Below are 26,691 nucleotides of genomic sequence, written 5' to 3'. Positions count from 1 at the left end.
GCGGGAGAAGAGAAGAAGCAGGTCGGGGGGTGACCGCGCGCGGGCGCCCCTGACCCGCCGCGGCAAAAGCCGCGGGACGGGCCGGGGTGCGCGTGGGGCGGCGGGAGGGTGCGGAAGGGCGCGCGGCACCGGGGTGCGGCCGTGGTGCGCCTGGCGGCGGCCGGAGACCCGGCCACCGGTGGGACATCGGCCCTCAGCGGGTGAGGGCTCCGCCGGCGCCCGGCACCGGGAAGGCTCCGGTGGAGCGCCGGGTGATCTCGCCGTAGATCTCGGGGTCGGTGGTGTACTCGCCGAGCGCGACGGTCTTGCGACTGCCGTGGTAGTCGCTGGAGCCGGTGGTCAGCAGTCCCAGGTCCGCGGCGAGGCCGCGGAGCCGGGCCCGGGTGGCCTCGTCGTGGTCCATGTGGTCGACCTCGATGCCGTCGAGGCCCGCCTCGGCGAGCCGGGCGATGGCCGGCTCGGGGACGACGGAACCGCGCTTGACGGCCGCCGGATGGGCGAAGACGGTGACCCCGCCGGCGGCCTTGACCAGTCGGACGGCGTCGAAGGGATCGAGTTCGTGCTTTCCGGCGTGCGCCCGGCCGCCGTCGGCGAGCCACTCGGGGGTGAACGCGTCGGAGACGGTGGGGACGACGCCCAGTTCGACGAGGGCGGCGGCGACGTGCGGGCGGCCCACCGAGCCGTCTCCGGCGATCCGGGCCACCATGTCCCAGGTGATCGGCACGCCCAGCGCCTGGAGCTTGGCCACCATGGCCTGCGCACGGGGCACCCGGTCGTCCCGGACCAGCTCGCGCTCGCGCGCGAACGCGGGTTCCTCGGGGTCGAAGAGGTACGCCAGCATGTGCAGGCTCACCCCGTCGATGCGGCAGGAGAGTTCGGCGCCGGTGACGAGGGTGAGGCCCTCGGGGAGGGCCGCCAGTGCCTCGGCGTGGCCGCGCACGGTGTCGTGGTCGGTGAGGGCGACGACGTCGAGTCCGGCCGCCGCCGCGTTCCGGACGAGCTGGGCCGGTGTGTCCGTACCGTCGGACGCGGTGGAGTGCGTGTGCAGGTCGATACGCACGACGGCGACTCCTGTGCTCGCGGCGGACGGTGGGGACGCTCCAGGATAACCACCGCCGGAGCGTCGCCCGAACGGCCGTGCGGGCCCGTCGGGCGACGGCAAGGCCCTCAGCGCGGTGCGGGACCCTGCCGGGGCGGGCCCTCCGGGGTGCCGAGCAGGCGTGGGGTGAGGGCGCCGCAGGGCACCAGGTCGGTTTCGGCGCCCGCGTCGCGGAGGTCGGTGAGGACGAGTTCGTCGTACATCAGCAGCGCCGACTGCTGGGGCCAGACGATCGCCCAGAGCCAGAGTCCGCGCGCCTCGCCCGCGAAGACGGCCCGGTCCTCCGGGACGCCGTGCACCTGCCAGAGCGGGGTGGGGCGGCCGGCGGCGAGCACCTTGGCCACGGGGGGACCGTCGACGCGCATGCGGGGGCCTGGGTCGGGGCCCTCGATGCCGGCGTAGCGGGCGCCGAGCCCGACGCCGAGCTCCTCGGCGACCAGGAGCAGCTCGCCCATCCCGCCGAGCGGGCCGGGTCCCGAGCAGACGAGTGCGGTGCCGCGCCCGCCGCTGCGGTCGTCTCCGGCGTGCGCCACGCCCGTGAACAGCCAGCCCACCGGCAGTGGCCACGGCATCCAGACCGGTACCTGCGCACGGTGGACGACCACTCCGAGCGCCTCGACGCTGGGCGGGACCACCGGTTGCATCGGGTGGACCGGGCCGTGCGCGGGGCACTGCCAGGAGTCGGCGAAAAGACCGGGCGCCCTGACCCGGCCACCGCACTTCGGGCAACTGGGTTCGCCCCTCATAACGACCCACGGTCCCCCTCCCGCGTCGCCACGTCAAGGACGGTCACCCGTCCGCAGCGTGGCTCTCCCCGAGCGAACTAGATGTAGCTTGCATTCATTAGAGGGCCTAACTTACTCTGTGCAGTGCGCATGCATCCGGCCCGGCAGCGCCGCCGGCCGGACCGACTTCCACGAGGAGAGTGGGAACACCATGCAGGGAAAGGACCCGTTCGACGAGGGGGCCACCGGCATCCTCCACCAGCCCAAGGCGGTCTGGGCGACCGCCGGCGCCTCGGTCGTGGCGTTCATGGGGATCGGCCTGGTGGACCCGATCCTGCCGTCCATCGCCGAGGGGCTGGACGCGACCCCGAGCCAGGTGTCGCTGCTGTTCACCTCGTACTTCCTGATCACCGCCTTCGCGATGCTGGTCACCGGCTTCGTCTCCAGCCGCATCGGCGGGAAGAAGACCCTGCTGGCCGGTCTGGCGCTGGTCGTCGTGTTCGCCGCGCTCGCCGGGACGTCCTCGTCGGTGGGTGAGCTGGTCGGTTTCCGGGCCGGCTGGGGACTCGGAAACGCGCTCTTCGTCTCCACGGCGCTGGCCGTGATCGTGGGCGCCGCCGCCGGTGGCAGCGCGGCGGCGATCCTGCTGTACGAGGCGGCGCTCGGCCTCGGCATGGCGTGCGGCCCGCTGGTGGGCGCGCTGCTCGGCAACGCCAGCTGGCGCTACCCCTTCTTCGGCACCGCCGCCCTGATGGCGATCGGGTTCGTCTGCATCACCGCGTTCCTGAGGGAACAGCCGAAGCCGGCCCGGAAGACCTCGCTGCTCGATCCGGTCAGGGCGCTCGGCCACGGCGGACTGGCCTCGGTGGCGGGCTCGGCGTTCTTCTACAACTACGCGTTCTTCACCATCCTGGCGTTCACGCCGTTCGTGCTGAACATGTCCCCGTACAAGTCCGGCGCGGTCTTCTTCGCCTGGGGCCTGCTGCTCGCCGTCTTCTCGGTCTTCGTGGCCCCGCGGCTCCAGGCGCGCTTCGGCTCGCTGAAGGTACTGGGCGCCTCGCTCGTCCTCTTCGCGGTGGACCTGCTGATCCTCGGGTACGGCGACCACACCGCGGCGATCGTCTGCACCATCGTCTCGGGCGCCTTCATCGGCATGAACAACACCGTCTACACCGAGCTCGCGCTCGGCGTCTCGGACGCCCCGCGCCCGGTGGCGAGCGCCGGTTACAACTTCGTCCGCTGGTTCGCCGCTGCCGCCGCCCCCTACCTCGCCCCGAAGATCGAGGAGTGGAGCGACGTGCACGTACCGTTCGTGGTCGCCGCCGTCGCGGCCGCGGCCGGTGCGCTGATCATCCGGGTACGGCGCTCCGCCCTCACCCACGAGGCCGAGGAGGTCCAGCCCCGGCACGCCACCGAGGACGGCGTCTCCGCCTTCGCCGGCTGACACCGGCGGACACGCGTGAGGGGGCCCAGCCGGAACCCAAGAACCGGCGGGGCCCCCTCCCGCACGACATGGACGGGTGGACGACGAACACGGACGAGTGATCCCGGCCCAGCGGTCCCGGTCCGGCGATTCGGTCCGGCGGCCTCGGTCCGGCGGCTTCAGTCCAGCGGTACGGAGCTCCGCAGCGGGTCCCGCAGGTCCGTGCCGTGCGAGAGCCAGCGCTCCTGGAGCTCCTGACCGCCCCGGACCCGCTTCCAGGCGGCCTCGTTCGGGGTCATCGGGAGCAGCGGCAGGAAGCGCACCGGGTCCATCGGCCCGTCGAGCTCCAGGTCCTCCACCAGCCCGCCGGACTCGGCCACGAGGACCGAGGAGAAGGGGGCCGTCGGCCAGAGCGGATCACCCAGGTCGAGGGAGGCGCCGGGCGCCACGATCACGCCTTCGACCTGCGGGGACGCCGCCAGCACGGCGAGCGGGCGCAGCACCTGGTCGGTGTCGGCCAGCCCCGCGCGTACGGAGAGCACCAGCTCGGCACGGGGGCCCTTCACCGGGTCGGCGAGCGGCGAGGTCGGGTCCGCCATGGGCTGGGCGGACATGCCGAGGGTGGCGTAGCGGACCACGTCGCCGTCGAGGAAGCGCAGCACTTCGATGCGGTCCGTACCGAGGAAGGTGACGGCGGCGCGGGCGTCCGGCTCCCCCAGGGCGGTGCGGAGCCGGGCTTCGACGAGCGCGAGAATTTCTTCCATGTCGCGAGCATAGAACGCGTATCGAACGGGCAAAGTAAGGGATTGACCCTTGGCCGGCTGATAGCCTGGCCGCCGGTCGGGACAGCGCGCGACGCGGCGCCCTCTCCGTCCCGACAGCACGTCGTCCCCCACGGGGGACCGACCGGAGGAGGTGGGGACTGCCATGGATCCAAGTCGACCGTGCAGTACCGAGCGCCCTTCCGTCCTCACCGTTTCCCGGTGAATTCTTAAGCCCTCTCGGTCAGGGCTCGTGGCTTGTCGCACGGCGGAAGAGCATCCCGTTTTTGCCTGTCTGTAGCGAACGCCGTCGCCGCCGTTCCGCGGTGCCGCCCGCTTTGCGGACGTGGTTTCCACGTCTCCATTCCGGGCTGTTCCGCCTGCGCGCACGCACGGCCCTTTCGTGTAGGAGCCTGCCATGTCCATGATCCGTGACCTGCGCGCCGCCGTGCGCCCTTCCCTGCGGCCCTCCTTCCGCAAGCCCCCCGCCCCGTACACGGGTTACGACACCACCCGCGACCCGTCCGCCTCCAGTGCGGTGGTGGACTGCGCGGTCTACCGCGACGGCCGCCGCATGGAGGCCTCCACCTGCCAGACCCCGCACGAGGCGATGCTGCGGGTGCGCGAGGGCGGCGGCTTCGCCTGGATCGGGCTGCACGAGCCCACCGAGGCCGAATTCGCAGTCATTGCCAGGGAGTTCGGACTGCACCCGCTGGCGGTGGAGGACGCGGTCCACGCCCACCAGCGGCCGAAGCTGGAGCGGTACGACGACACGCTCTTCACGGTCTTCAAGACCATCCACTACGTCGAGCACACCGAACTCACCGCGACCAGCGAGGTCGTCGAGACCGGCGAGGTGATGTGCTTCACCGGCCGGGACTTCGTGATCACCGTCCGGCACGGCGGCCAGGGATCGCTGCGCGCCCTGCGCCACCGCCTCCAGGACGACCCGGAGCTGCTCGCCAAGGGCCCGTCGGCCGTACTGCACTCCATCGCCGACCACGTGGTGGACGGGTACATCGCGGTGGCCGGCGCGATGCAGGACGACATCGACGAGGTGGAGATCGACGTCTTCTCCACCCCGACGAAGGGCAGCGCACGCGGCACCGACGCCGGGCGGATCTACCAACTCAAGCGCGAGGTGCTGGAGTTCAAGCGGGCCGTCTCGCCGCTCCAGCGGCCGATGCAGCTCCTGAGCGAGCGGCCGATGCGGCTGATCGACCCGGACATCCAGAAGTACTTCCGCGACGTGGCCGACCACCTCGCCCGGGTGCAGGAGGAGGTCCTCGGCTTCGACGAACTGCTGAACTCGATCCTCCAGGCCAACCTGGCGCAGGCGACCGTCACCCAGAACGAGGACATGCGCAAGATCACGTCCTGGGCCGCCATCGTTGCCGTGCCCACGATGATCTGCGGGGTCTACGGCATGAACTTCGAGCACATGCCGGAGCTGGAGTGGACGTACGGCTATCCGATGGTGCTCGGCGTCATCGCGGTGGTCTGTTTCTCCATCCACCGGACGCTGAAGCGCAACGGCTGGCTGTGAGCCCCGCCGGAGCCCCGCGCCACCGCGGCGGCCCGCGCCACCGGCCCACGCGGGCCCGTACGGCGGGCCGTTAGGCTCTTCGCCATGACTGCTGACTCGTTGCTCGGGCAGGCCCTCGTCGAGGAGGCCACCAAGAAGTCCGGCCTGGTCTGGGTGCGCGCCTCCGGCGCCGCCCGGGCGCTCTGGCACGTCTGGCACGAGGGCGCGGCACTCCTCGTCGGCGGCCCCGGCGAGCAGCCGCTCCCGGACGGCCTGGCGGACGGCGCACGGGCCGAGGTGACGGTGCGCAGCAAGGACAAGGGCGGCCGGATCGTCGCGTGGACCGCCACGGTGGAGGAACTCGCCCCGCACTCCGAGGAGTGGGAGGCGGCGGTCGCGGAACTCAAGGGGAAGCGGCTGAACGCGCCGGACGCCGAGCGGCTGACGGAGCGCTGGGCGCACGACTGCCGCGTGGTGCGGCTGGCGCCCGTGGCGCACACCACCGACCTGCCGGACGGTTCGCTCGCCGCCCGTCCGCTCCCCACCCCGGCGATCACCCGCGAACCGGTCCCGGCCGGACTCCCCCGGCTGCTGCTGAAGAAGAAGCGCCGCGCGGGTTGAGAGGGCCGGGGCCCACCGGCCCGCTCAGCCCGAGCTTTTCGGCAGTTGGCCGCCGTAGTCGACGGTGTCGTCCTGCGGTGGGGCCGCCAGTTCGAAGGAGCGGCCCCAGTCGGCCAGGGTGACCGTGCCGCCACCGCCGCCGCGCGCCACCCGGACGGGGTACGGGGTGCCCTTGAGGGACACGTCGAGCGCGCCGCCCTCGCCCTTCCCGCCCAGGATCTGGATGACGGGCACGCCGGTGACCTTGTCCCGGTCGCCCTTGTTGACGGTGCCGTGCAGGGAGAGCAGCCCGTCGAGCAGGGTGTCCTTCTCGGTGAAGCCGCGCAGCCGCTTGTACGTGGGGTCGTCCTCGGGCACCTTGACGTACTTGCCGTCGAGCTTCTTGGCGGCCTCCGCGTCGCCGTCCCCGTTCTGTGCGTCCTGCTCGGTGCTCCAGAAGGCGGCGTCCGCCTTGAGGTAGAGGTCGTCGCCGACCCGCAGGACGGCGAAGGTGTTCTCCTTCGAGGTGACGGAGCCGGTCCCGCCGTCGGCGTTGAGCCGCATGTCGAGGGTGTAGCTGCCGTCCTTGCTGATGAGGGTGCCCGCGAGGTGGACGGCCTCGGCGGCGTCGGCGGCGGCTCTGGCCCGGGTGTCGATCTCCGTGGCGGAGAGCTTGCCGATTCCGTTCGTACCCTTGTCGGGGTCGTCGCCCACGCAGCCGGTGAGGCCCAGGGCGAGTCCCGCCCCGAGTGCCACGGCGAGCGCGGTGCGGCGGGCCCGTACGGCGGGAGCGTAGGAGGTCACGCGTACTTGCCTCTCGTCTGCGTGTGGGATGGCAAGCGGCAGCGTACCCGGGGTTCGGGCGCCTTCCGGAAGGGAGCCGTCCGGGCGGCTCCCGGGGCCGGTACGGAGCGGTACGCAGTGGTACGGGCTAGCCTGAATCCGGCATACCGGCGTCACCGACGCCCCTGACGCGGCGGGAACGGCCGCGCCGGGTCCATGCCCGCGGCAACCGGCACGGAAGGGGTGCGCAATGGCATCGGGCGCGCCCAGGGTCTTCGTCTCGCACCTCTCCGGAGTTCCGGTCTTCGACCCCAACGGCGACCAGGTCGGCCGGGTCCGCGACCTCGTCGCGATGCTGCGCGTCGGCGGCCGCCCGCCCCGGCTGCTCGGCATGGTGGTGGAGGTCGTCAGCCGGCGGCGCATCTTCCTGCCGATGACCCGGGTGACGGGCGTGGAGTCCGGCCAGGTCATCACCACCGGCGTGGTCAACATGCGCCGCTTCGAGCAGCGGCCCACCGAGCGCCTGGTGCTCGGCGAGTTCCTGGACCGGCGGGTGCGGCTCACGGAGTCCGGCGAGGAGGTCACCGTCCTCGACGTGGCCATCCACCAGTTGCCGGCCCGCCGCGACTGGGAGATCGACAAGTACTTCGTCCGCAAGGGGCGCGGCGGGGCGCTGCGCCGCAAGGGCGAGACGCTGACCGTCGACTGGTCGGCGGTGAGCGGCTTCGCGCTGGAGGAGCACGGGCAGGGCGCCGAGAGCCTGGTCGCCACCTTCGAACGGCTGCGCCCCGCCGACGTCGCCAACGCCTTGCACCATCTGACGCCCAAGCGCCGGGCGGAAGTGGCCGCCGCCCTCGACGACGACCGGCTCGCCGACGTGCTGGAGGAGCTGCCGGAGGACGACCAGGTGGAGATCCTCGGCAAGCTCAAGGAGGAGCGCGCGGCGGACGTGCTGGAGGCGATGGACCCGGACGACGCGGCGGACCTCCTCTCCGAGCTGCCCGAGGAGGACAAGGAGCGGCTGCTGACGCTGATGCGCCCGGACGACGCGGCCGACGTGCGGCGGCTGATGAGTTACGAGGAACGGACGGCGGGCGGTCTGATGACGACCGAGCCGATCGTGCTGCGCCCGGACGCCACGGTCGCGGACGCGCTCGCCCGGGTGCGGCAGTCGGACCTCTCCCCGGCGCTCGCCGCCCAGGTGTACGTCTGCCGGTCGCCCGACGAGACGCCCACCGGCAAGTACCTCGGCACCGTCCACTTCCAGCGGCTGCTGCGGGATCCCCCGTTCGCGCTGGTCAGCTCGATCGTGGACAGCGACCTCCGACCGCTGCCGCCGCACACCCCGCTGACGGTGGTGACCAGCTATCTGGCCGCGTACAACCTGGTCTCGGTGCCCGTGGTGGACGAGAGCGGGTCGCTGCTGGGCGCGGTGACCGTCGACGACGTGCTGGACCACCTGCTGCCGGAGGACTGGCGGGAGACCGACTTCCACGGCGAGGAGGGGATCGCCCGTGGCCGCTGAGGAGCGCTCGAAGGCGGCGTCGACCGGTTCGTCCGGGATGGTGCGCCCGCCCAGGTTCCGGCTGGACCAGCCGAAGTCGCCGCGCCGCCGGCTGCTGCCGGAGTACGACCCCGAGGCGTTCGGCCGGTTCTCGGAGCGGATCGCGCGCTTCCTGGGCACCGGGCGGTTCATCGTCTGGATGACGCTGATCATCGTCCTCTGGGTGCTCTGGAACATCTTCGCGCCGACCGCGCTGCGGTTCGACGAGTACCCGTTCATCTTCCTGACGCTGATGCTCTCGCTCCAGGCCTCGTACGCGGCGCCGCTGATCCTGCTCGCGCAGAACCGGCAGGACGACCGGGACCGGGTCACCCACGAGCAGGACCGCAAGCAGAACGAGCGGTCCATCGCGGACACCGAGTTCCTCACCCGGGAGATCGCGGCGCTGCGGATGGGGCTCGGCGAGGTCGCCACCCGCGACTGGATCCGCTCCGAACTGGAGGACCTCGTGCGGGACCTGGAGGACCGCCGCGTCCTCCTGCCGTCCGAGAGTGACGAAGGCGACCGCTGAGGGGCTACCCGCGCGTAGCGCCGCGCGCCGTAACATCGTCGTATGGCTACGGAAGACGCGGTGCGCGAAGCACTGGCGACAGTGAACGACCCGGAGATCCACCGCCCGATCACCGAACTCGGCATGGTGAAATCGGTCGAGATCGATCCTGACGGTGTGGTGGCTGTCACGGTGTACCTCACGGTCTCCGGCTGCCCGATGCGCGAGACCATCACCAGGAACGTGACCGACGCGGTCGCGGCGGTGGAGGGTGTCTCGCGGGTCGAGGTCACCCTCGACGTGATGAGCGACGAGCAGCGCAAGGAGCTGGCGGGCGCGCTGCGCGGCGGTACCGCCGAGCGCGAGGTGCCTTTCGCCAAGCCCGGTTCGCTCACCCGTGTCTACGCGGTCGCGTCCGGCAAGGGCGGGGTCGGCAAGTCCTCGGTGACGGTCAACCTCGCCGCGGCGATGGCGGCCGACGGGCTGAAGGTGGGCGTCGTCGACGCCGACATCTACGGCCACAGTGTGCCCCGCATGCTCGGTGCGGACGGCAAGCCGACCCAGGTCGAGAACATGATCATGCCGCCCTCCGCGCACGGCGTGAAGGTCATCTCCATCGGCATGTTCACCCCGGGCAACGCCCCGGTGGTCTGGCGCGGCCCGATGCTGCACCGCGCGCTCCAGCAGTTCCTCGCCGACGTCTACTGGGGCGACCTCGACGTCCTGCTGCTCGACCTGCCGCCGGGCACCGGTGACATCGCGATCTCCGTGGCGCAGCTCGTACCGAACGCCGAGATCCTCGTCGTCACCACCCCGCAGCAGGCGGCGGCCGAGGTCGCCGAGCGGGCCGGTTCGATCGCGGTGCAGACGCACCAGAAGATCGCCGGTGTCGTGGAGAACATGTCGGGCATGCCGTGCCCGCACTGCGACGAGATGGTCGACGTGTTCGGCAGCGGCGGCGGGCAGCGGGTGGCGGACGGTCTGACCAAGACGATCGGCGCCGAGGTGCCGGTGCTCGGTTCGATCCCGATCGACGTACGGCTCCGCGAGGGCGGCGACGAGGGCAAGCCGGTCGTGCTCTCCGACCCGGACTCCCCCGCCGGCCGGGCGCTCCGCTCCATCGCGGAGAAGCTGGGCGGCCGTCAGCGCGGCCTGTCCGGCATGTCGCTGGGCATCACCCCGCGCAACAAGTTCTGAAGGCTGTCCCGCAGCCGACGGCGAGGAGCCGGGCGGTCCGATCGATCGGACCGCCCGGCTCCTCGCGCGTCCGGCCCTGATCCGGACGCCGGTGTCGCGTGCGCCTCAGGCGTAGGCGGCGACGTCCTCGACGGCCGAGAAGCCGAGCCCGTACGCGCTCATCCCGCGCCCGTACGCGCCGAGGTGCACGCCCTTCGCGGAGCCGGCCAGTACCCAGCCGAACTCGGACTCGCGGTAGTGGAACTCGACCGGTACGCCGTCCACCGGCAGCGAGAGCGTCGACCAGGGCGCCCCGTCCAGCTCGTCGGCGAGCTCGAAGGCGATCTCGGTCTGCTGGTCGAGCCAGTCGTCACGCAGGCCGTGGTCGAGCTGCTGCGGCCAGGTGCAGGCGAGGAGTCCGGAGCCGGCCAGCCAGGCGGCCGTGGACACCGTGGTGGCCTCCAGCGTTCCGGTGCCGTCGCCGCTGCCGCGTACGGGGCTGCTGGCCACGGTCACCACGACGGCGAACCGCTCCTTCTCGGGGCCCGCGTCGGGACGTGCCAGCGGCTCGTCGCCGTGGCCGATCGCGCCGTGCTGGACCGTTCCGTCCGCGGCCCGGCCGACCTGGGTCAGCCGGCGCGGTCCGGTGAACGCCTCGTCCAGGGCGTACCAGGGGAAGGACGCCTGCAGATAGCCGTCGACGACCGCTGGCCGGGCCGAGGGCACCCCCTCCGCCGCCGCGGTGTCCGTGCTGGGCGTACTGGGCGTGCCATCCGTGTCGACCCGACTCGTGGTCTCCATCTGCGCGGCCGCCTCCTCGATCTCTCAGGATCCGGAGCGGCCCGCCCCCCGCGGGCTCGGGCATCCTCGCAACCGGACAGATGGAGAATAGCCATACCGTACGGACGAGCCGGGATTGACCGGGCTCAGGTGGCGTCGGCGTCGAACGGCGGACGGTCGTCCGCAGCGGCCGGAGCGGCCTTCTTCAGGGGGTCGGCGGCGCTCTTCACCAGCGGGTCGGCAGACGAGGACTTCGTCAGCGTGCCGACGTCGGAAGCGGTCGAGGCCGCCGCGGCGGTCACGCTGTCGCGGCCGTGCTGCACGGCATCCGTCATGTCGGTGATCTCCTTGCGGAGGTCGAAGCTCTCGCGGATCTCCTTGAGCCCGAGATCGTCCTCGCCGTCCATCAGCTGCTTGCGGATGAACGTCTTCGGGTTCAGGTCCTCGAACTCGAAGTCCTTGAACTGCGGGCCCAGCTCGGAGCGGATGTCCTGCTTGGCGCTGTCCGAGAACTCCCGGATCTTGCGGATCGTACGCGTGACGTCCTGGATGACCTTCGGCAGCTTGTCGGGGCCGAAGACCAGGACGGCGAGAATCCCGAGAGTCAGCAGCTCAAGTGCGCCTATGTCATTGAACACTTTGCCGCTCCTCGTGTGCTCCGCGTGTTCGTCGCGTGGTCTCCCACCGGCACGGCCGAAAAGTCCGGCCGTGCAAACCGTACCTGGCCGAGCTGTACGGACGGTACCTCTGGGCGGCGTTCAGGAGCCGGTGGCCGAGCCCAGGGTCAGAGTCATGGACAGCTCTTTACCTCCGCGCGTCAGGCGCAGACCGAGCCGGTCTCCGGGCCGGTGGGCGCGGATCTTCACGATCAGCTCCTCGCCGTTGTGGACGCGTACGCCGTCCACCGCCGTGATGACGTCGCCCGGCCGGACCCCGGCACGGTCGCCGGGACCGTCCTCGGTGACGGCGGGAGAACCGTCGGCCCCCTCGGTGTTCACCTTCGCGCCGTCGCCGGTGTACTCCATGTCCAGGGTGACGCCGATCACCGGGTGGGTGGCCTTGCCGGTGTTGATGAGTTCCTCGGCGACGCGCTTGCCCTGGTTGATCGGTATGGCGAACCCGAGGCCGATCGACCCCGCCTGCGCTCCGGTCTCGGTGGCGCCGGTGTCGGCGGCGCGGATGGCGCTGTTGATGCCGATCACCTGGGCGTGCGCGTCGAGGAGCGGGCCGCCGGAGTTGCCGGGGTTGATCGGCGCGTCGGTCTGGAGGGCGTCGACGTAGCTGACGTCGCTGCCGCCGGCCTCCTCGCCGCCGGCGGTGATCGGGCGCTGCTTGGCGCTGATGATCCCGGAGGTGACGGTGTTGGACAGGTCGTACGGGGCGCCGATGGCCACCACCGGGTCGCCGACGGCGACGTTGTCGGAGTTGCCGAGCGTCAGCGGCTTCAGGCCGGAGACGCCGCTGACCTTCACGACCGCGAGGTCGTAGCCGCTGTCGGTGCCGACCACCTCGGCCCTCGCGTTCTCGCCGCCGCTGAACGTCACGGTGATGTCGCCGGACGAACCGGCGGGAGCGACGACGTGGTTGTTGGTGAGGATGTGGCCCTCGCCGTCGAGGACGAAGCCGGTGCCCGTGCCGGATTCCTCGCTGCCGCTGACGTGCAGGGTGACCACGCCCGGCAGGGCGCTCGCGGCGATCCCGGCGACGCTGTCCGGTGCCCGGCCTGCGGGCGCGGCTCCGGCCTGCGGGAGGTGCACGGTGGTGAGGCCGCCGTTCCGTTCGACGTACGCGCCGACCCCGCCGCCGATGACTCCCGCGACCAGCGCGAGGAGTACGGCCCCGACGAGGAGCGACCCGCGCCGGCCGCCCCTGCGGCCCGCCACGGGGATGACCCCGGAGGCGTGCGGGGCGGTGCGCGTCAGCGGCTCCTGCTGCGATCCCCACGGGTCGTAGTGGAGCCAGGGCGCGGTCTGCGCGGGGGCCTGGTGCGGGGCGTGCCCGTGCTGGTGCGGGGCGTGCTGGTGCGGGGCGTGCTGGTGCGGGGCGTGCTGGTGCGGGGCGTGCTGGTGTGCGTGGGGCTCGGCGGGGTGCGGTGCACCGGGAGGAGCCGCGTACGACGCGGGCACGGGGGTGCCGTGCGCGGGGGTGGCGGCGGGGTGCTGGACCGGCGGGGCGGGCGCCCAGGGGCCGGGGCCGCCGTAGGGCGGGGTGCTGTACTCGTCGGGCTCGTGCAGGGGGCGCACGGCGCCGGGGGTACGGGGCCCGGGCACCTCCGGGACGACGGTCGCGGGTCCGTCCGCAAGCGGCGCGGGCGCTTCGGGGACCGGCGCGGTCTCGGGTGCGACGGGCTCGGTCCGTTCAGGTGCCTCCGGCAGAACCGGCGGCGGGCCCACGGCCTCTGCGGCGGGTCCCGTCGCGGGACGGCTCCACCACTTCGGCTTCGGTCCGGTGGGCTTTGCCTCGTCCATACTCTCCCCGCACATGGCCTCCGCACGCCCTCCCCGGAGCGTTCCGACCGGAATTCAACCAGGTTTTGGGCGGGCCGAGCGGAGACGGTGGGGAGCGGGTGGTGAGGCGGCCCGTGCGGGCCGCCGGTACACCGGGGGACGTGGGCCGTGTTGGGAAAGTGGCGCCGTCCGCCCGGAGGGCCTGACAGACCGGACTTTCACAACACGGCCCAGCCCCGCCGGCCGGGACACGACCGGCGCGGGAAGGGGTCAGCGCAGCGCCTGCTGCGGCGACGGCAGTGCCGAGAGCGGCGTGGCGGAGCCGGACGGGGACGGGGCGGCCGACGACGTGGCGGCCGACGGGGACGGGGCGGCGGGTGTGGCGGACCCGGTGACCTTCGGCTGCGCGGCCGCGGCGGGGTACAGCGGCGCCAGGAGCGGGGACGCCGTGCTGGGACATATCAGCGAGGCCAGCGAGACCTTCCTCGTCGGCTGCGCGTACTCCTGCCCGGTCCCGAAGAGGGTCTCGGTGCCCGTGCCGGAGAGCGACTGCGTGCCGACGCCGGCGAGCCCCGCGGGGGCGCCGGAGGTGGGCGCGGCGCCGGAACGGTCCTCCACGGAGAGCGCGCCGCCCTGCGCACTGCCGCGGCTGGCGGCGGAGATCCCGCTCGCCGCGCGCTCGTCGGCGTCGAGCGGGGTCGTCGCGGACCCGGTGCCCTCGGCCCGCAACGGGGCGTCGAAGGCGTCGCCCACCGGGACGGCACCCCCGAGCGCGATGGCCGCCAGCGAGACGGCGCTGGCGGCGGCGAACGCGAACCGGCGGCTGCGCCACGGGGAACGGTCGCCCTCCCGTGCCACCTCGTGTATGCGGAAGCCGGAGCCGCCGGGCAGGACGGTGCCCGATCCGTGCGCGGTGGGGAGGTACCCGAAGCCGTCCAGCGGCGAGGGGGTCCGCTCCGTACGACGGCCGCCGGGGGGACGTCCCGTCGGCAGGCGGAAGTCGTCCACCGGCCGGCCGTCGGGGCCGAAGGGCCCGCGCCGGGTTCCGTCTTCGCTGCCGGTGCCGCCGGGGAGACCCTGGAGCCGGGCGAGGAAGCCCTCGGTGGGTGAGGGGGGAGCCGTCTGCGCGAACACGGACTTGACCCGGCGTTGGGCGTCCGCTTCCGCCTTGCAGCGGGCGCAGGTGGCGAGGTGGGCGAGGACGCGTTCGCGGGCGTCGTGTTTGAGCTCGCCGTCGACCAGGGCGGCGAGCCGGTCCCCCAAGTGCTGCTCGGCAGGGGTGGGGCCTGTGGGTGTCACGTCGTTCCGCCCTCCCCCGCGAGGACGGCGCCCGCCAGGGAGCGCTGTTCGGCGCGGGCTTCGGGAGACCGGTGCTTGAGCGCCTTGCGCAGATGCGATCGGCCTCGGTGGATACGGCTTCGCACGGTGCCCAGCTTGACCCCGAGCGTGGCTGCGATCTCCTCGTAGCTCAGACCCTCGATGTCGCAGAGCACCACGGCGGCACGGAACTCGGGGGCGAGGGTGTCCAGCGCCTGCTGCACGTCCGCGTCGAAGTGGGTGTCGTTGAACGCCTGCTGAGGCGACGGCTCACGGCTGGGCAGCCGTTCGGCGGCGTCGTCCCCGAGGGAGTCGAAACGGATCCGCTGCTTGCGGCGGACCATGTCGAGGAAGAGGTTGGTGGTGATGCGGTGCAGCCAGCCCTCGAAGGTGCCGGGGGTGTACGTCGACAGCGACCGGAAGACGCGGACGAACACCTCTTGGGTGAGGTCCTCCGCATCGTGCTGGTTGCCCGTCAGCCGGTACGCGAGTCGGTACACGCGACCGCTGTGGGTGCTGACGATCTCTTCCCATGAGGGCGGGGTCCACGCCGGGGATTCCGTGTCGGAGGCGAAGGTCGCGGTCGTTGCGGAATCGTTGGAAGAACGGTCAGCGTTGTTGGTCACGGATTTCGGCTCACCCGCCGACCTGAGAAAGCGCCGCAGCGCTCCTCCCCGATCCCCAGGCGCAGCCGCACCTCCCCTGTCGGCTCTGGTGGTGTCCAGTGGAGCCCCTACCATAGCCACCTCGCCCGTTAGCTCCGTATAAGCCTTTTTCGCAAGGGGCCGGGCCATGCCCGGGGCCTGCTCGTGCCGGTCCGGTGAGCCCGATCCGCGGGCCCCCTTCGGGCGCTTTCCCCTCTCTCTCCCCAACGTCCGGTCCCATCTGCGGGTTCCCCTGCGCAGCGGATACAGTCACCGTTGCGCCAACTAAGGGGACAGGAGAGGGTCATTACCGCCAACCGGCAGACGAGCTGGGCGTTCGCCGACGCCTTTGTCCCCGAGGACGAGGCTCTGTACCTGGCCCGCGAGCGGTCCAGGTCGTTCGGGATCCGCTCGGTCTCCCCCGGCACGGGAGCCGCGCTGCGGCTGCTCGCCGCCGCGGCGGACGCCAAAGCGGTGGCGGAAATCGGCACCGGCACCGGCGTGTCCGGCATCTACCTGCTGAACGGGATGCGCCCGGACGGGGTCCTGACCACGGTCGATCCCGAGCCCGAACGGCAGCAGTTCGCCCGTGAGGCGTTCCGCTCCGCCGGCTTCGCCACCAACAAGGCGCGCTTCATCCCCGGACGCGCGCTGGACGTGCTGCCGCGCCTCGCGGACGGCGGTTACGACCTGGTCTTCTGCGACGGCGACCGGCTGGAGAGCCTGGAGTACCTGGCCGAATCGTTGCGGCTGCTCCGGCGCGGCGGGGTCGTCTGCTTCGAGGGGGTCTTCGCGGACGGCCGTACGGTCGACGCCGCGGCCCAGCCCGCCGAGGTGCAGCGCATCCGGGAGCTGCTGCGGGCGGTGCGGGAGAGCCAGGAGCTGATGTCCACGCTGCTCCCGGTCGGCGACGGGCTGCTCTGCGCGGTCCGGCGCGGCTGAGGCACCCCGGATCGGGCCCCGGACACGACTCCGTTCCGGACACCGTCCCGCCCCCGGACACGCTCCCGCCCCCGGGCACGCCTCTGCTCCGGACACGCTTCTGCCCCGGCGCGGAAACCCGTGCCGGGGCAGAAGTGAAGTGTGGGCGCGCAGAAGGTCAGCCGACAACCTTCTTGAGCGCGTCGCCGAGCGCGTCTGCCTCGTCCGGAGTCAGCTCGACAACAAGCCGACCGCCGCCTTCGAGCGGAACTCGCATGACGATGCCCCGCCCCTCCTTTGTCACCTCGAGCGGGCCGTCGCCCGTCCGCGGCTTCATGGCCGCCATGCTCGTTCCCCTTCCTGAAACCAGCTCAATCGCAACCGGCGGCCCCATGACAGGCGCTGCCTCACCGGCATCGAACACATTGCTTCCAGGTCATTATCCCGCATGTGACACCCCGATGACCAACATCGATCGGCATCGCTTGCGCAACGCACACCACCAAAACCACCCAATTCGGCGATCCGGCTGCGATACTTCGCCCCCTCGCGGCCCCAGGTGAGAGCCAATCGTTAGACGCAGGTCACATGTCGGCCCGGCGGGGCGTCGGCCATGCTTGCCTGGCGAGGCACCGAACCTGGACAGCGAGGGGACACCACCATGGCCGACGAACTGGCGGGCACCGTGCTCTACGAGGTGAGCGACGGGCTGGCGACGATCACCCTCAACCGGCCCGACGCGATGAACGCCATGAACACGGAGGCCAAGGTCGCCCTGCGCGACTCTCTGCGTGCCGCCGCCGACGACTCCTCCGTACGGGCCGTACTGCTCACGGCCACCGGGCGCGCCTTCTGCGTCGGGCAGGACCTGAAGGAGCACATCGCCTCGCTCGCCGCCGCGCAGGAGACCGGCGGCGGCAACGCGCTGAGCACGGTGAGCGAGCACTACAACCCGATCGTGCGGGCCATCACGGAGATGGAGAAGCCGGTCGTGGCCGGGGTGAACGGGGTCGCCGCCGGGGCCGGCTTCGGTTTCGCGCTCGCCGCCGACTACCGGGTGGTGGCCGACACCGCCTCCTTCAACACGTCGTTCGCGGGGGTCGCGCTGACCGCCGACTCCGGGATGTCCTGGACGCTGCCCCGGCTGATCGGGCCGAGCCGCGCCGCCGACCTGCTCCTCTTCCCGCGCTCGATCACCGCGGCGGACGCGTACGGACTGGGCCTGGTCAACCGGGTGGTCCCGGCGGCCGATCTCGCCGCCGAGGCCGCGTCGGTGGCCCGCGCGCTGGCGGACGGGCCGACCGTGGCCTACGCGGCGCTCAAGGCGTCCCTGGCGTACGGCGCGGGGCACACCCTGGCCGAGACGCTGGAGAAGGAGGACGAACTCCAGACGAAGGCGGGCGCCTCGCAGGACCACACCATCGCGGTGAAGGCGTTCCTCGCCAAGGAGAAGCCCCGCTACCTCGGCAAGTAGACGCGACGGACCCCCTCACGGGCCGGCCCCCGGGGAAGTGACCGGCATCACGTCCCCGGAGGTCCGGTTCAGCCGGTGGCGCCCCGTGCCACGCAGTCGGCGAGGTGGTCGTCGACCAGCCCGCACGCCTGCATCAGGGCGTGGGCGGTGGTCGGGCCGACGAAGCGTACGGACCGCTTCTTCAGCGCCTTGGCGAGCGCGGTGGACTCCGGGGTGACCGCGGCGACGTCCCCGAGCGTCTTGGGGGCGGGCCGGATGCCCGGGTCGGGGGCGTACGACCAGATCAGTTCGTCCAGCTCGCCGGGGGCCCACTCGGCGAGCACCCGGGCGTTGGCGAGGGTGGCGTCGATCTTGGCGCGGTTGCGGATGATGCCGGCGTCGGCCAGGAGCCGCTCCTTGTCCGCGTCGGTGAACAGGGCGACCTCGGCGATCCGGAATCCGGCGAAGGCCGTACGGAAGCCCTCCCGGCGGCGCAGGATCGTCAGCCAGGAGAGGCCGGACTGGAACGCTTCCAGGCAGAGGCGTTCGAAGAGGGCGTCGTCGCCGTGGACCGGCCGCCCCCATTCGGTGTCGTGGTAGGCGAGGTAGTCCTCGGTGCTCAGGCCCCAGGGGCAGCGCAGCCCGCCGTCCGGGCCCGGTTCGGCTCCGCCGCTCATCGGGCTCCTCCGTCGTCGTGGCCCGGCTCCTCGCCGAAGGAGCGCTTACGGAAGTCGGTTCCGGGCGCGCCCTGGGAGAGTGCTCCGGAGAGCGCCGCCTCCAGGTCGGCGATCCGGGCGTCGCGCTCGGCGAGTTCGGCCGCGACCCGGTCGAGCGCCTCGTCCACGTCGGCCATGCGGTAGCCGCGTACAGCCATCGGCAGCCGGAGCTGCTCGATGTCGCTGGTGACCAGGGGGCGGGTCAGCGGCAGCGGGTCCGTGAGGCACTCGGGCGCGGTGTCCAGGAGCACCGCGCGGTCGCCCCCACCGACCACGCCGAGGGTGACCGCCCCGACGACCACGACCATCGCGAGCAGCAGGAACAAGAACACGTGCGCCTCCCAGCGGGCGGAATCAGTCCGGGTCCGATCGTGCCATGCGGGGCCGACGGTTAGGGTCGTTGGTTCGGCCCCAGGGTCGATCTACGAGGAGGAACACGGGATGCGAAGCGGTCCACTCAGGCTGGGGCGGCGGGAATTCGGTCCGCACGAACCGGTGATCATGGCAATCGTGAACCGGACCCCGGACTCCTTCTACGACCAGGGCGCCACGTTCCTGGACGAGCCGGCGCTCACCCGGGTCGAGCAGGCGGTCGCGGAGGGCGCGGCGATCATCGACATCGGCGGGGTGAAGGCGGGACCGGGCGAGGAGGTCTCGGCCGAGGAGGAGGCCCGGCGCACGGTCGGTTTCGTCGCGGAGGTCCGGCGCCGCCACCCGGACGTGGTGATCAGCGTGGACACCTGGCGGCACGACGTGGGCGAGGCGGTCTGCGAGGCGGGTGCCGACGTGCTGAACGACGCCTGGGGCGGGGTCGACCCGAAGCTGGCGGAGGTCGCGGCCCGGTACGGCGCGGGGCTGGTCTGCACGCACGCGGGCGGCGCGGAGCCGCGTACCCGCCCGCACCGGGTGGAGTACGAGGACGTGATGGCGGACATCCTGGGGGTCACCCTGGGGCTGGCCGAGCGGGCGGTCGGGCTGGGGGTGCGCCGGGACGGGATCATGATCGATCCGGGTCACGACTTCGGGAAGAACACCCGGCACTCGCTGGAGGCCACCCGGCGCCTGGACGAGATGACGGCGACCGGCTGGCCGGTGCTGGTCTCGCTCTCCAACAAGGACTTCGTCGGCGAGACCCTGGACCGCCCGGTCAAGGAGCGGGTGATCGGGACGCTGGCGACCACGGCGGTGTCGGCGTGGCTGGGGGCCCAGGTGTACCGGGTGCACGAGGTGGCGGAGACCCGGCAGGTACTGGACATGGTCGCGTCGATCGCCGGTCACCGGCCGCCCGCGGTGGCGCGGCGCGGACTGGCGTGAGCCGGAGCCGGGCGCCGGCTCGGACGGCGCCCGGCCGGCGTGACGCGCCCGCCGGGCGCCCGGGGAGCCGGCGGTGCACCCCGGACACACGCCCTAGCGGTTGACCTCCTTGGTCACCAGCGCGACCGCCTCGTCCACGTCGTCGGTGACGTGGAAGAGCAGCAGGTCCCGCTCGGACGCCTTGCCCTGGGCGACCACGGTGTTCCGGAGCCAGTCGACGAGACCGCTCCAGTAGGCGGAGCCGAAGAGGACGATCGGGAAGCGGGTGACCTTGCCGGTCTGTACGAGGGTCAGCGCCTCGAAGAGTTCGTCCAGGGTGCCGAGCCCGCCGGGGAGTACGACGAATCCCTGCGCGTACTTGACGAACATCGTCTTCCGGACGAAGAAGTAGCGGAAGTTGACGCCGATGTCGACGTGCGGGTTCAGTCCGGACTCGAAGGGCAGCTCGATGCCGAGTCCGACCGAGATCCCCTTCGCCTCCCTGGCGCCCTTGTTGGCGGCCTCCATCGCACCGGGACCGCCACCGGTGATGACGGCGAAGCCCGCGTCGACGAGCGCCCGGCCGATCCGTACGCCCGCGTCGTACTCCGGGGTGTCCTCCGCGGTGCGGGCGGAGCCGAACACGCTGATCGCGCTGGGCAGCTCGGCGAGCGCCCCGAACCCCTCCACGAACTCGGACTGGATGCGCATGACCCGCCAGGGGTCGGTGTGCACCCATTCCGAGTCGTCCTCGGAGTCCAGCAGCCGCTGATCGGTCGTGCCGGGCTGTACCTGTTCCCTGCGGCGCAGCACCGGGCCGAGCCGCTGCTCCTCGGGCCTGACCGCACCTTCGGGAATCCCCGTGTTCTCAGGAATCTCGGAGTTCTCCGGAATGCGCCCGTCCTCCGGGTTGCCCATGACCTGCTCCCTCCACCGACCTGCGTTGTGGCTGTTCCCGCCAGCGTAGATCCATGATGGTTACGGGCGGGGTAATGCCGTGGGTCAGCTGGTGAGCCAGGAGCGGAGGCGCTCCTCGCAGTGGGTGATCCGTGCGGCCACCACGTGTTCGTCGCGCTTGTGGGCGTAGAGCGCGTCGCCGGGACCGTAGTTGACGGCGGGGACGCCGAGGTCGCCGAAGCGGGAGACGTCGGTCCAGCCGAACTTGGGCTGGGCGGTGCCTCCGACGGCCGCCATGAACGCCTTCGCCGCCGGGTGCGAGAGCCCCGGCATGGCGGCGGTCGAGTGGTCGTCCACCGTGAACTCGGCGATCGCGCACTCCGCGAAGACCTCTCGGACGTGCGCGAGGGCCTCGTCGGCGGTGCGGTCGGGGGCGTAGCGGTAGTTGACGGTGACGGTGCAGGCGTCCGGGATCACGTTGGTGGCGACGCCGCCGTCGATCTTCACCGCGTTGAGGCCCTCGCGGTATTCGAGGCCGTCGATGACCGGGCGGCGCGGTTCGTACGCGGCGAGCGCCGCGAGGATCGGGGTGGCGGTGTGGATGGCGTTGGACCCCATCCAGCTGCGCGCGGAGTGGGCGCGTTCGCCCTCGGTGCGCAGGACGACGCGCAGGGTGCCCTGGCAGCCGCCCTCGACCTGGGCGTCGGAGGGCTCCAGGAGGACGGCGAAGTCGCCTTCCAGCCAGTCGGGGTGGGCTTCGGCGACGTGGCCGAGGCCGTTGAGGTGGGCGGCGACCTCCTCGTTGTCGTAGAAGACGAAGGTGAGGTCGCGGTTGGGTTCGGGGACGGTGGCGGCGATCTTCAGCTGGACGGCGACCCCGGACTTCATGTCGGAGGTGCCGCAGCCCCAGAGGACGCCGTTCTCGTCGAGCCGGGAGGGCACGTTGTCGGCGATCGGCACGGTGTCGATGTGACCGGCCAGGACGACGCGTTCGGGGCGGCCGAGGTTCGTGCGGGCGACCACGTTGTTGCCGTGCCGGTCGACGGTCAGGTGCGGGAGTCCGCGCAGCGCCGCCTCGATGGCGTCGGCCAGGTCCTTCTCCTCCCCGCTCACCGACGGGAAGTCGACGAGCCGGGCGGTGAGTGCGGGCGCGTCCAGGGCGAGGTCAAGCGTGCGATCGGCCATGACTCCGACCCTATTACCCCGGCGCGTCCGCATCCGCCGGGGGACGAACGGGGGACGGACGGGGAACGAACGGGGAAGTAAGGGAAAATCCTGGGAAAAGTCCGGTGGAACGCGAGGTGCCGGTCGTGCCGGCTTCCCCGCCCGCGATCCGGGCGGAATCCGGGCGAAATCCGGGCGGAATCGGGGGGCGCACGGATATCGGCGCGGCCCGTACCCTCCAGTACGGTGGGCCCGTGCCAAGGACGACACTCTCCTCCCCCAGCCATCCCAAGGGCCGGCGACGCCTCTACCAGGTGCTCGCGGCGTTCGTCGTGCTCGCCGGTCTGGCCGGATACCTCGCCGTGCAGTACCTCTCCGGCAGCAAGGACCTGCTGACCGGCTGCGAGGTCCGTTCCGGCGGCGCCGGGGCGGACGACGGGGGGACGACGTACGAGCTGGGCGTCGACCAGGCCGCCAACGCGGCGACGATCGCCGCCGTGGGAGCCGCGCACAGGATGCCGGAGCGGGCCGTGGCGATCGCGCTGGCGACCGCGATCCAGGAGTCGCGGCTGCGCAACATCGACTACGGCGACCGCGACTCCCTGGGTCTCTTCCAGCAGCGCCCCTCGCAGGGCTGGGGCACCCGCGAGCAGATCCAGGACCCGGTGTACGCGTCCGGGAAGTTCTACGAGCACCTCGCGAAGATCAGCGGTTACGAGGACCTGCCGCTGACGGAGGCCGCGCAGCGCGTGCAGCGCAGCGGTTTCCCGGAGGCGTACGCGCAACACGAGTCCGACGCGCTACTGCTGGCTTCCGCGCTGACCGGTGGGATTCCCGCCTCGCTGAACTGTGCGGCGCCGGTCACCGCGACCGCTGCCGCACCGGGCGACCCGGACCGGCTCCGCACCGAGTTGGTACGGGACTTCGGCACGGGCGTCCTGCCGGCGCCCGAGGCCGCCGGGCCGGGGGCGACGCGCACGGTCGTGGTGCCGGTCCGTGCGTCGGACGGGGCGGACGCCGACGACGCCGAGAGCGCCAAGAACGCCAAGGACTCCACGGACTCCACGGACTCCACGGACGCCGCTTCGGACGGGGCCGGCGCGACCGCGTCGGGGGCGGGGGGAGACACGACGACCGCCGTCACGGCCACCGGGCGGCGGGGCTGGTCGCTCGCGCACTGGGCGGTCGCCCGCGCCGCCGATCTCGGCATCGACGAGATCGGGTACGCGGGCAAGGTGTGGACCGCGGGTGCGGGCTGGCGTACGGAGAAGGCCGCGCCCGCACGATCCGGGTCCGCGGAAGCCTCGGAGTCGGCGGAATCGGACGCCGGCGAGGTCCGGATGCGGCTCGCACAGTAGCGCGGGGCATCACCCGCAGGGGCCATCCCGGACAGCGGTCGCCGGGACGCCCCCGGACCGGTTGCGAGGCCTGGGCAGATCTTCCGTTTTCCTTGTGCCACAAGGGAAGTGACGGTACTTCCGGCGGCGCGGAACTCCGCGCCGGGATCACGCGTACAGGGTGCGGATTATCCGACGCATTGCTGACTCTTTACCTCGGCGCACCGCAACCTCCCCCGCCCCCGGCGCAGTTGATCAGTCCGTCCGAACGCCGGACGAGCGCTGCCGAGCACCGGCAGACGCCGGCACCGGAAGACGCCGGCACCGACTGACGAACTTTCGCCGAAGGAGCATCATGTCCCTCCCCCTGACCCGCCGTATCGCCCGCGCCGTCCTGCTGCTCGCCGCAGCCGCCCCCGTGATCGGCGCGGCCGGTGCCGCGAGCGCGGCGGGGCTCCCGCAGACTCCTGACCTGGGCCTTTCCAACCTGAACAGCGCGAACCTCAGCAGCACCCTCGACGGCACCGCCCAGCAGGGCGCGAAGACGCTGAACGAGACGGGCGGCAAGCTGGTCGGCACGACCGTCCCGGTCGCCACCAAGACGGTGAAGCAGGCGGGCGAGCTGGTCGCTCCCGAGGCCAAGGAGAAGGCCGGCAAGACCACCGGCGAGACGGCCGAGGTGCTCGGTGGCGCCGCCAACAAGGCGACCGGCGGCTCGCTGCCCGTCGAGCGCATCGCGGGCGCCCTGCCGCTCGGCGGCTGAACCGGCCGGGGGCGCCGCAGCCCCCGCGCACCCGCAGGACAGCACGTGACACCGAGGGGCCCCGGGATCGAACCCCGGGGCCCTTCGGCGTCGTTCGCGGGCGGCCGGCGCCCGCGATCAGGTGTCGTCGGTCAGGAGGTCAGGACAGCCGCTTCACGGCCGCCGCGACCCGCTCGTCGGTCGCGGTGAAGGCGACCCGCACGAAGCGGTCTCCGGCCGGGCCGTAGAACTCGCCGGGAGCCACGAGGATGCCGAGTCCGGCGAGGTACGCCACGGTGTCCCAGCAGGGTTCGTCGCGGGTGACCCAGAGATAGAGGCTCGCCTCGCTGTGCTCGACGCGGAATCCGTGGCTCTCCAGGGCCGTGCGCAGGGCGGCACGGCGGTCGGCGTAGCGTGCGCGCTGTTCGGCGACGTGGGTGTCGTCGGCGAGGGCCGCGACGGTGGCCGCCTGCACCGGGGCGGCGGTCATCATGCCGCCGTGCTTGCGGATCTGGAGCAGCTCGCCGAGTACGGTCGCGTCACCGGCGATGAACGCGGCGCGGTAGCCGGCCAGGTTGGAACGCTTGGAGAGCGAGTGGACGGCGACGAGGCCGTCGAAGGAGCCGCCGCAGACGTCCGGGTGGAGCACCGAGACCGGTTCGGCCTCCCAGCCGAGTTCCAGGTAGCACTCGTCGCTGACGACCAGGATGTCGTGGGCGCGGGCCCAGGCGACGATCCGGGTGAGTTCCTCGGCGGAGAGCACGCGGCCGGTCGGGTTGGACGGGGAGTTCAGCCAGAGCAGCTTGAGGCCTGCCGGGTCGAGCGTGGTCGGGTCGTCGTAGGCGACGGCGTCCGCGCCGCAGAGCCGGGCGCCGATCTCGTACGTCGGGTAGGCGAGGGCCGGGAAGGCGACCTTGTCGCCGGGGCCGAGGCCCAGCTGGGTCGGCAGCCAGGCCACGAGTTCCTTGGAGCCGACGACCGGCAGGACGTGGTGGTGGGTGACGTCCCTCGCGCCGAGGCGCCGCTCCACCCAGCCGCTGAGCGCGTCGCGCAGTTCCTCGGTGCCCCAGACCGTCGGGTAGCCGGGGCTGTCGGCCGCTGCGGCGAGCGCCTGCTGGATCACCTCGGGCACCGGGTCGACGGGGGTGCCGATGGAGAGGTCCACGATGCCGTCCGGGTGGGCGGCGGCGGTGGCCTTGTGGGGGGCGAGGCTGTCCCAGGGAAATGCCGGGAGGCGGGAGGAGAGTGCTGCGGACACGGAACTCTGCTTTCTCGTACGGGCGAAAACACCGCGGTCCCGCACGGTGACGAGCCGTACGGGACCGGGCGGCACATCTGCTGCCGCGTCTGTGCCGGGTGTGGCGCGGCCGCGGCCGTCGCTTACTGGTTCTGGGGCGGCAGCGCGGCCACGAAGGCGTGGTCGCGCTCGATGAGCCCCAGCTTGGAAGCGCCACCGGGCGAGCCGAGGTCGTCGAAGAACTCGACGTTCGCCTTGTAGTAGTCCTTCCACTCCTCGGGGGTGTCGTCCTCGTAGAAGATGGCCTCGACCGGACAAACCGGCTCACAGGCGCCGCAGTCGACACACTCGTCGGGGTGGATGTACAAGGACCGCTGACCCTCGTAGATGCAGTCGACGGGGCACTCTTCGATGCAGGCCTTGTCCTTTACGTCGACACAAGGCTGCGCGATGACGTAGGTCACGCTGTCGTTCCTCCTCGGTAGGGCGTTGGCTCTCGCGCGGGAGCGCGGCGTCGATGATGCCCTCACCTAGTATCTCCGTAGTTCAGCACGATCCGAACAGGAGGGGCGGTAGGAGCCGTGGAATTCACCGTCGGCGGACGCCTTGAGGTCCGTATTACCCAGGCTGATGTGGGAAAACGCGTGTCCGTCCGCCGCCGTTGCGAGGACGCCGCCGAGGGCGCCGGGTTCACGGACACCGTCGGCGTTCTCACATCCTGGGACTCGGGCGTGCTCCGGATCACACCGAAGAACGGGCAGGGCGTCCACATCGCGGAATCCACGCTCGTCGCCGGCAAGGTCGTTCCCCCCGCCCCCGCGCGCCGTCCCGGTCCTGCGGCCACGTTCGCGGAACTCACCCGGGTGACGGCCCGCGCCTGGCAGCCGGTGGAGAGCGAGGCGCTGGGCGACTGGCTGCTGCGCGCCGCGGGCGGCTTCACCCGCCGCGCCAACTCGGTCCTGCCGCTGGGCGATCCGGGGATGCCGGTCGCGGACGCGCTGGCGCACGCCCGGCGGTGGTACGCCGAACGCGGCCTGCCCGCCTACGTCCAGACCGGCACCGGCACCGCCGACAGCCAGGAGGCGCTCTGCGCCACGCTGGAGGAGAACGGCTGGCGGCGCGAGGTGTCCGCCGAGGTGCGGATCGGTGCGCTGGCCCCCCTCGGTGACAAGGACTCGGACGTCTCGCGGGTGCTGCTGGACCGGACCGCCGACGCCCGGTGGCTGGAGCGCTACCACCGGGCGGGAGCCGACTCGGCTCCGATGCTCCGGGTGCTGTCCCAGGGTCCGTCGGTCTGGTTCGCGACCGTGCCGGGCGACGATCCGGCGGGTGCGCCCGCCGCGATCGGCCGGTGCGTGGTGGACGGCCGGTGGGCCGGCTTCGGGGCGATAGAGGTGAACCCGGACTACCGGCGCCGGGGCCTCGCCACCACGGTGATGACCGCGCTCGCCCGCAGGGCCCTGGAGGAGGGCGCCTCGGCGGCCTGGCTCCAGGTGGAGGAGGACAACGCCGGGGCGATCGCCATGTACGACCGGATGGGCTTCGTGACCCACCACCGGTACCACCACTTCCGTTCCGCGTAACGGCACGGGCGTTC

At 72.2% G+C, this 26,691-nt stretch carries 28 protein-coding genes; 12 read left to right on the top strand and 16 right to left on the bottom strand.

Translation table 11 applies throughout. The annotated features are described in order from the left end of the window. Nucleotides 1–193 precede the first annotated feature (193 nt). Together OHA55_RS21685 and OHA55_RS21680 are read right to left on the bottom strand one after the other, a co-directional pair. Entirely contained in the window at nt 194–1,060 is an 867-nt protein-coding gene (locus tag OHA55_RS21685; RefSeq protein WP_266708799.1) for a PHP domain-containing protein, read from the bottom strand. A 107-nt stretch (nt 1,061–1,167) separates the two neighbouring features. After that, nucleotides 1,168–1,845, bottom strand: coding sequence for a DUF6758 family protein (locus tag OHA55_RS21680; protein WP_266708797.1), 678 nt, complete (start codon nt 1,843–1,845; stop codon nt 1,168–1,170). A 190-nt stretch (nt 1,846–2,035) separates the two neighbouring features. Between OHA55_RS21680 and OHA55_RS21675 the strand changes: the two genes are divergently transcribed. Next, nucleotides 2,036–3,268 carry an MFS transporter gene (locus tag OHA55_RS21675; protein ID WP_266708795.1) on the top strand — a complete coding sequence of 411 codons (1,233 nt, stop codon included), beginning with the start codon at nt 2,036–2,038 and terminating at the stop codon, nt 3,266–3,268. A 158-nt stretch (nt 3,269–3,426) separates the two neighbouring features. Here OHA55_RS21675 and OHA55_RS21670 read toward each other — a convergent pair whose 3' ends face one another. Beyond that, a complete protein-coding gene (locus OHA55_RS21670; RefSeq protein ID WP_266708793.1) occupies nt 3,427–4,011 on the bottom strand; it encodes a suppressor of fused domain protein in 585 nt (194 codons plus the stop codon). 415 nt (nt 4,012–4,426) lie between these two features. Between OHA55_RS21670 and OHA55_RS21665 the strand changes: the two genes are divergently transcribed. Beyond that, entirely contained in the window at nt 4,427–5,554 is a 1,128-nt protein-coding gene (locus OHA55_RS21665; protein WP_266708791.1) for a magnesium and cobalt transport protein CorA, read from the top strand. 84 nt (nt 5,555–5,638) lie between these two features. After that, on the top strand, nt 5,639–6,154 hold the full coding sequence (locus OHA55_RS21660) for a hypothetical protein (protein ID WP_266708790.1): 516 nt from the start codon (nt 5,639–5,641) through the stop codon (nt 6,152–6,154). A 24-nt stretch (nt 6,155–6,178) separates the two neighbouring features. On the opposite strand, the gene OHA55_RS21655 is transcribed toward OHA55_RS21660, so the two are convergent. After that, nucleotides 6,179–6,937 carry a hypothetical protein gene (locus tag OHA55_RS21655; protein ID WP_266708788.1) on the bottom strand — a complete coding sequence of 253 codons (759 nt, stop codon included), beginning with the start codon at nt 6,935–6,937 and terminating at the stop codon, nt 6,179–6,181. A gap of 229 nt (nt 6,938–7,166) precedes the next feature. On the opposite strand from OHA55_RS21655, the gene OHA55_RS21650 reads away from it, so the two are divergent. Genes OHA55_RS21650 through OHA55_RS21640 form a run of 3 tightly spaced genes read left to right on the top strand, consistent with a single transcriptional unit; the run spans nt 7,167 to nt 10,167 of the window. After that, nucleotides 7,167–8,441: a CBS domain-containing protein gene (locus OHA55_RS21650; RefSeq protein ID WP_266708786.1), complete on the top strand. Its 1,275-nt coding sequence runs from the start codon at nt 7,167–7,169 to the stop codon at nt 8,439–8,441. Then, nucleotides 8,431–8,991: a DUF1003 domain-containing protein gene (locus OHA55_RS21645; protein WP_266708784.1), complete on the top strand. Its 561-nt coding sequence runs from the start codon at nt 8,431–8,433 to the stop codon at nt 8,989–8,991. The genes OHA55_RS21650 and OHA55_RS21645 overlap by 11 nt, the downstream gene beginning before the upstream one ends. 42 nt (nt 8,992–9,033) lie before the next feature. Then, a complete protein-coding gene (locus tag OHA55_RS21640; protein ID WP_266708782.1) occupies nt 9,034–10,167 on the top strand; it encodes an Mrp/NBP35 family ATP-binding protein in 1,134 nt (377 codons plus the stop codon). Nucleotides 10,168–10,272: 105 nt separating this feature from the next. Here the strand turns inward: OHA55_RS21640 and OHA55_RS21635 are convergent, their stop codons facing one another. The 5 genes from OHA55_RS21635 to sigE all read right to left on the bottom strand — a co-directional run bounded on the left by OHA55_RS21635 (nt 10,273) and on the right by sigE (nt 15,430). Next, a complete protein-coding gene (locus OHA55_RS21635) occupies nt 10,273–10,947 on the bottom strand; it encodes a hypothetical protein (protein ID WP_266708780.1) in 675 nt (224 codons plus the stop codon). A 125-nt stretch (nt 10,948–11,072) separates the two neighbouring features. Then, complete coding sequence (locus tag OHA55_RS21630) at nt 11,073–11,564, bottom strand: sec-independent translocase (protein WP_266708778.1); 492 nt, start codon at nt 11,562–11,564, stop codon at nt 11,073–11,075. Between the two features lie 120 nt (nt 11,565–11,684). Continuing rightward, a complete protein-coding gene (locus OHA55_RS21625) occupies nt 11,685–13,394 on the bottom strand; it encodes a S1C family serine protease (RefSeq protein WP_266708777.1) in 1,710 nt (569 codons plus the stop codon). Nucleotides 13,395–13,643: 249 nt separating this feature from the next. After that, nucleotides 13,644–14,672: a zf-HC2 domain-containing protein gene (locus tag OHA55_RS21620; protein WP_266708775.1), complete on the bottom strand. Its 1,029-nt coding sequence runs from the start codon at nt 14,670–14,672 to the stop codon at nt 13,644–13,646. Then, nucleotides 14,669–15,430 carry an RNA polymerase sigma factor SigE gene (gene sigE, locus OHA55_RS21615; RefSeq protein WP_266708773.1) on the bottom strand — a complete coding sequence of 254 codons (762 nt, stop codon included), beginning with the start codon at nt 15,428–15,430 and terminating at the stop codon, nt 14,669–14,671. Before sigE ends, OHA55_RS21620 begins: the two co-directional genes overlap by 4 nt. A 180-nt stretch (nt 15,431–15,610) precedes the next feature. Between sigE and OHA55_RS21610 the strand changes: the two genes are divergently transcribed. Further along, nucleotides 15,611–16,276 (top strand): O-methyltransferase, encoded by a 666-nt coding sequence (locus tag OHA55_RS21610; protein WP_266708771.1) that lies wholly within the window; start codon nt 15,611–15,613, stop codon nt 16,274–16,276. Between the two features lie 157 nt (nt 16,277–16,433). Here OHA55_RS21610 and OHA55_RS21605 read toward each other — a convergent pair whose 3' ends face one another. Continuing rightward, a complete protein-coding gene (locus tag OHA55_RS21605; RefSeq protein WP_003966491.1) occupies nt 16,434–16,601 on the bottom strand; it encodes a DUF3117 domain-containing protein in 168 nt (55 codons plus the stop codon). A 315-nt stretch (nt 16,602–16,916) separates the two neighbouring features. Between OHA55_RS21605 and OHA55_RS21600 the strand changes: the two genes are divergently transcribed. Then, nucleotides 16,917–17,729, top strand: a complete 813-nt coding sequence (locus tag OHA55_RS21600) for an enoyl-CoA hydratase/isomerase family protein (RefSeq protein WP_266708769.1) — start codon at nt 16,917–16,919, stop codon at nt 17,727–17,729. 68 nt (nt 17,730–17,797) lie between these two features. On the opposite strand, the gene OHA55_RS21595 is transcribed toward OHA55_RS21600, so the two are convergent. Both OHA55_RS21595 and OHA55_RS21590 read right to left on the bottom strand, forming a co-directional pair. After that, nucleotides 17,798–18,385, bottom strand: a complete 588-nt coding sequence (locus tag OHA55_RS21595) for a DNA-3-methyladenine glycosylase I (RefSeq protein WP_266708767.1) — start codon at nt 18,383–18,385, stop codon at nt 17,798–17,800. After that, on the bottom strand, nt 18,382–18,756 hold the full coding sequence (locus OHA55_RS21590) for a DivIVA domain-containing protein (protein ID WP_266708765.1): 375 nt from the start codon (nt 18,754–18,756) through the stop codon (nt 18,382–18,384). The genes OHA55_RS21595 and OHA55_RS21590 overlap by 4 nt, the downstream gene beginning before the upstream one ends. A 109-nt stretch (nt 18,757–18,865) precedes the next feature. Between OHA55_RS21590 and folP the strand changes: the two genes are divergently transcribed. After that, nucleotides 18,866–19,738: a dihydropteroate synthase gene (gene folP / locus OHA55_RS21585; RefSeq protein ID WP_266708763.1), complete on the top strand. Its 873-nt coding sequence runs from the start codon at nt 18,866–18,868 to the stop codon at nt 19,736–19,738. A 93-nt stretch (nt 19,739–19,831) separates the two neighbouring features. Here folP and OHA55_RS21580 read toward each other — a convergent pair whose 3' ends face one another. Both OHA55_RS21580 and dapE read right to left on the bottom strand, forming a co-directional pair. Next, nucleotides 19,832–20,635, bottom strand: coding sequence for a TIGR00730 family Rossman fold protein (locus OHA55_RS21580; protein WP_266708761.1), 804 nt, complete (start codon nt 20,633–20,635; stop codon nt 19,832–19,834). Between the two features lie 84 nt (nt 20,636–20,719). Further along, a complete protein-coding gene (gene dapE, locus OHA55_RS21575) occupies nt 20,720–21,799 on the bottom strand; it encodes a succinyl-diaminopimelate desuccinylase (RefSeq protein WP_266708759.1) in 1,080 nt (359 codons plus the stop codon). Between the two features lie 233 nt (nt 21,800–22,032). Here dapE and OHA55_RS21570 point away from each other — a divergent pair, with 233 nt between their 5' ends. After that, complete coding sequence (locus OHA55_RS21570; protein WP_266708757.1) at nt 22,033–23,136, top strand: hypothetical protein; 1,104 nt, start codon at nt 22,033–22,035, stop codon at nt 23,134–23,136. Between the two features lie 334 nt (nt 23,137–23,470). Beyond that, nucleotides 23,471–23,878, top strand: coding sequence for an ATP-binding protein (locus OHA55_RS21565; protein WP_266708756.1), 408 nt, complete (start codon nt 23,471–23,473; stop codon nt 23,876–23,878). Nucleotides 23,879–24,017: 139 nt separating this feature from the next. Here the strand turns inward: OHA55_RS21565 and dapC are convergent, their stop codons facing one another. Together dapC and fdxA are read right to left on the bottom strand one after the other, a co-directional pair. After that, the gene (dapC, locus tag OHA55_RS21560; protein WP_266708754.1) at nt 24,018–25,115 is read right to left on the bottom strand and encodes a succinyldiaminopimelate transaminase; all 1,098 of its coding nucleotides are present in this window, start codon (nt 25,113–25,115) and stop codon (nt 24,018–24,020) included. Between the two features lie 122 nt (nt 25,116–25,237). Beyond that, nucleotides 25,238–25,558: a ferredoxin gene (fdxA, locus tag OHA55_RS21555; RefSeq protein ID WP_065490770.1), complete on the bottom strand. Its 321-nt coding sequence runs from the start codon at nt 25,556–25,558 to the stop codon at nt 25,238–25,240. A 117-nt stretch (nt 25,559–25,675) separates the two neighbouring features. Here fdxA and OHA55_RS21550 point away from each other — a divergent pair, with 117 nt between their 5' ends. After that, nucleotides 25,676–26,677: a GNAT family N-acetyltransferase gene (locus OHA55_RS21550; RefSeq protein WP_266708750.1), complete on the top strand. Its 1,002-nt coding sequence runs from the start codon at nt 25,676–25,678 to the stop codon at nt 26,675–26,677. The last annotated feature ends 14 nt before the right edge of the window (nt 26,678–26,691 follow it).

Origin of the sequence: Streptomyces sp. NBC_00102 (assembly GCF_026343115.1) — a bacterium.
Taxonomy (GTDB): Bacteria; Actinomycetota; Actinomycetes; order Streptomycetales; family Streptomycetaceae; genus Streptomyces.
Note: the sequence above shows the minus strand (reverse complement) of the source record. Positions and strands in the feature narration are given on the sequence as shown.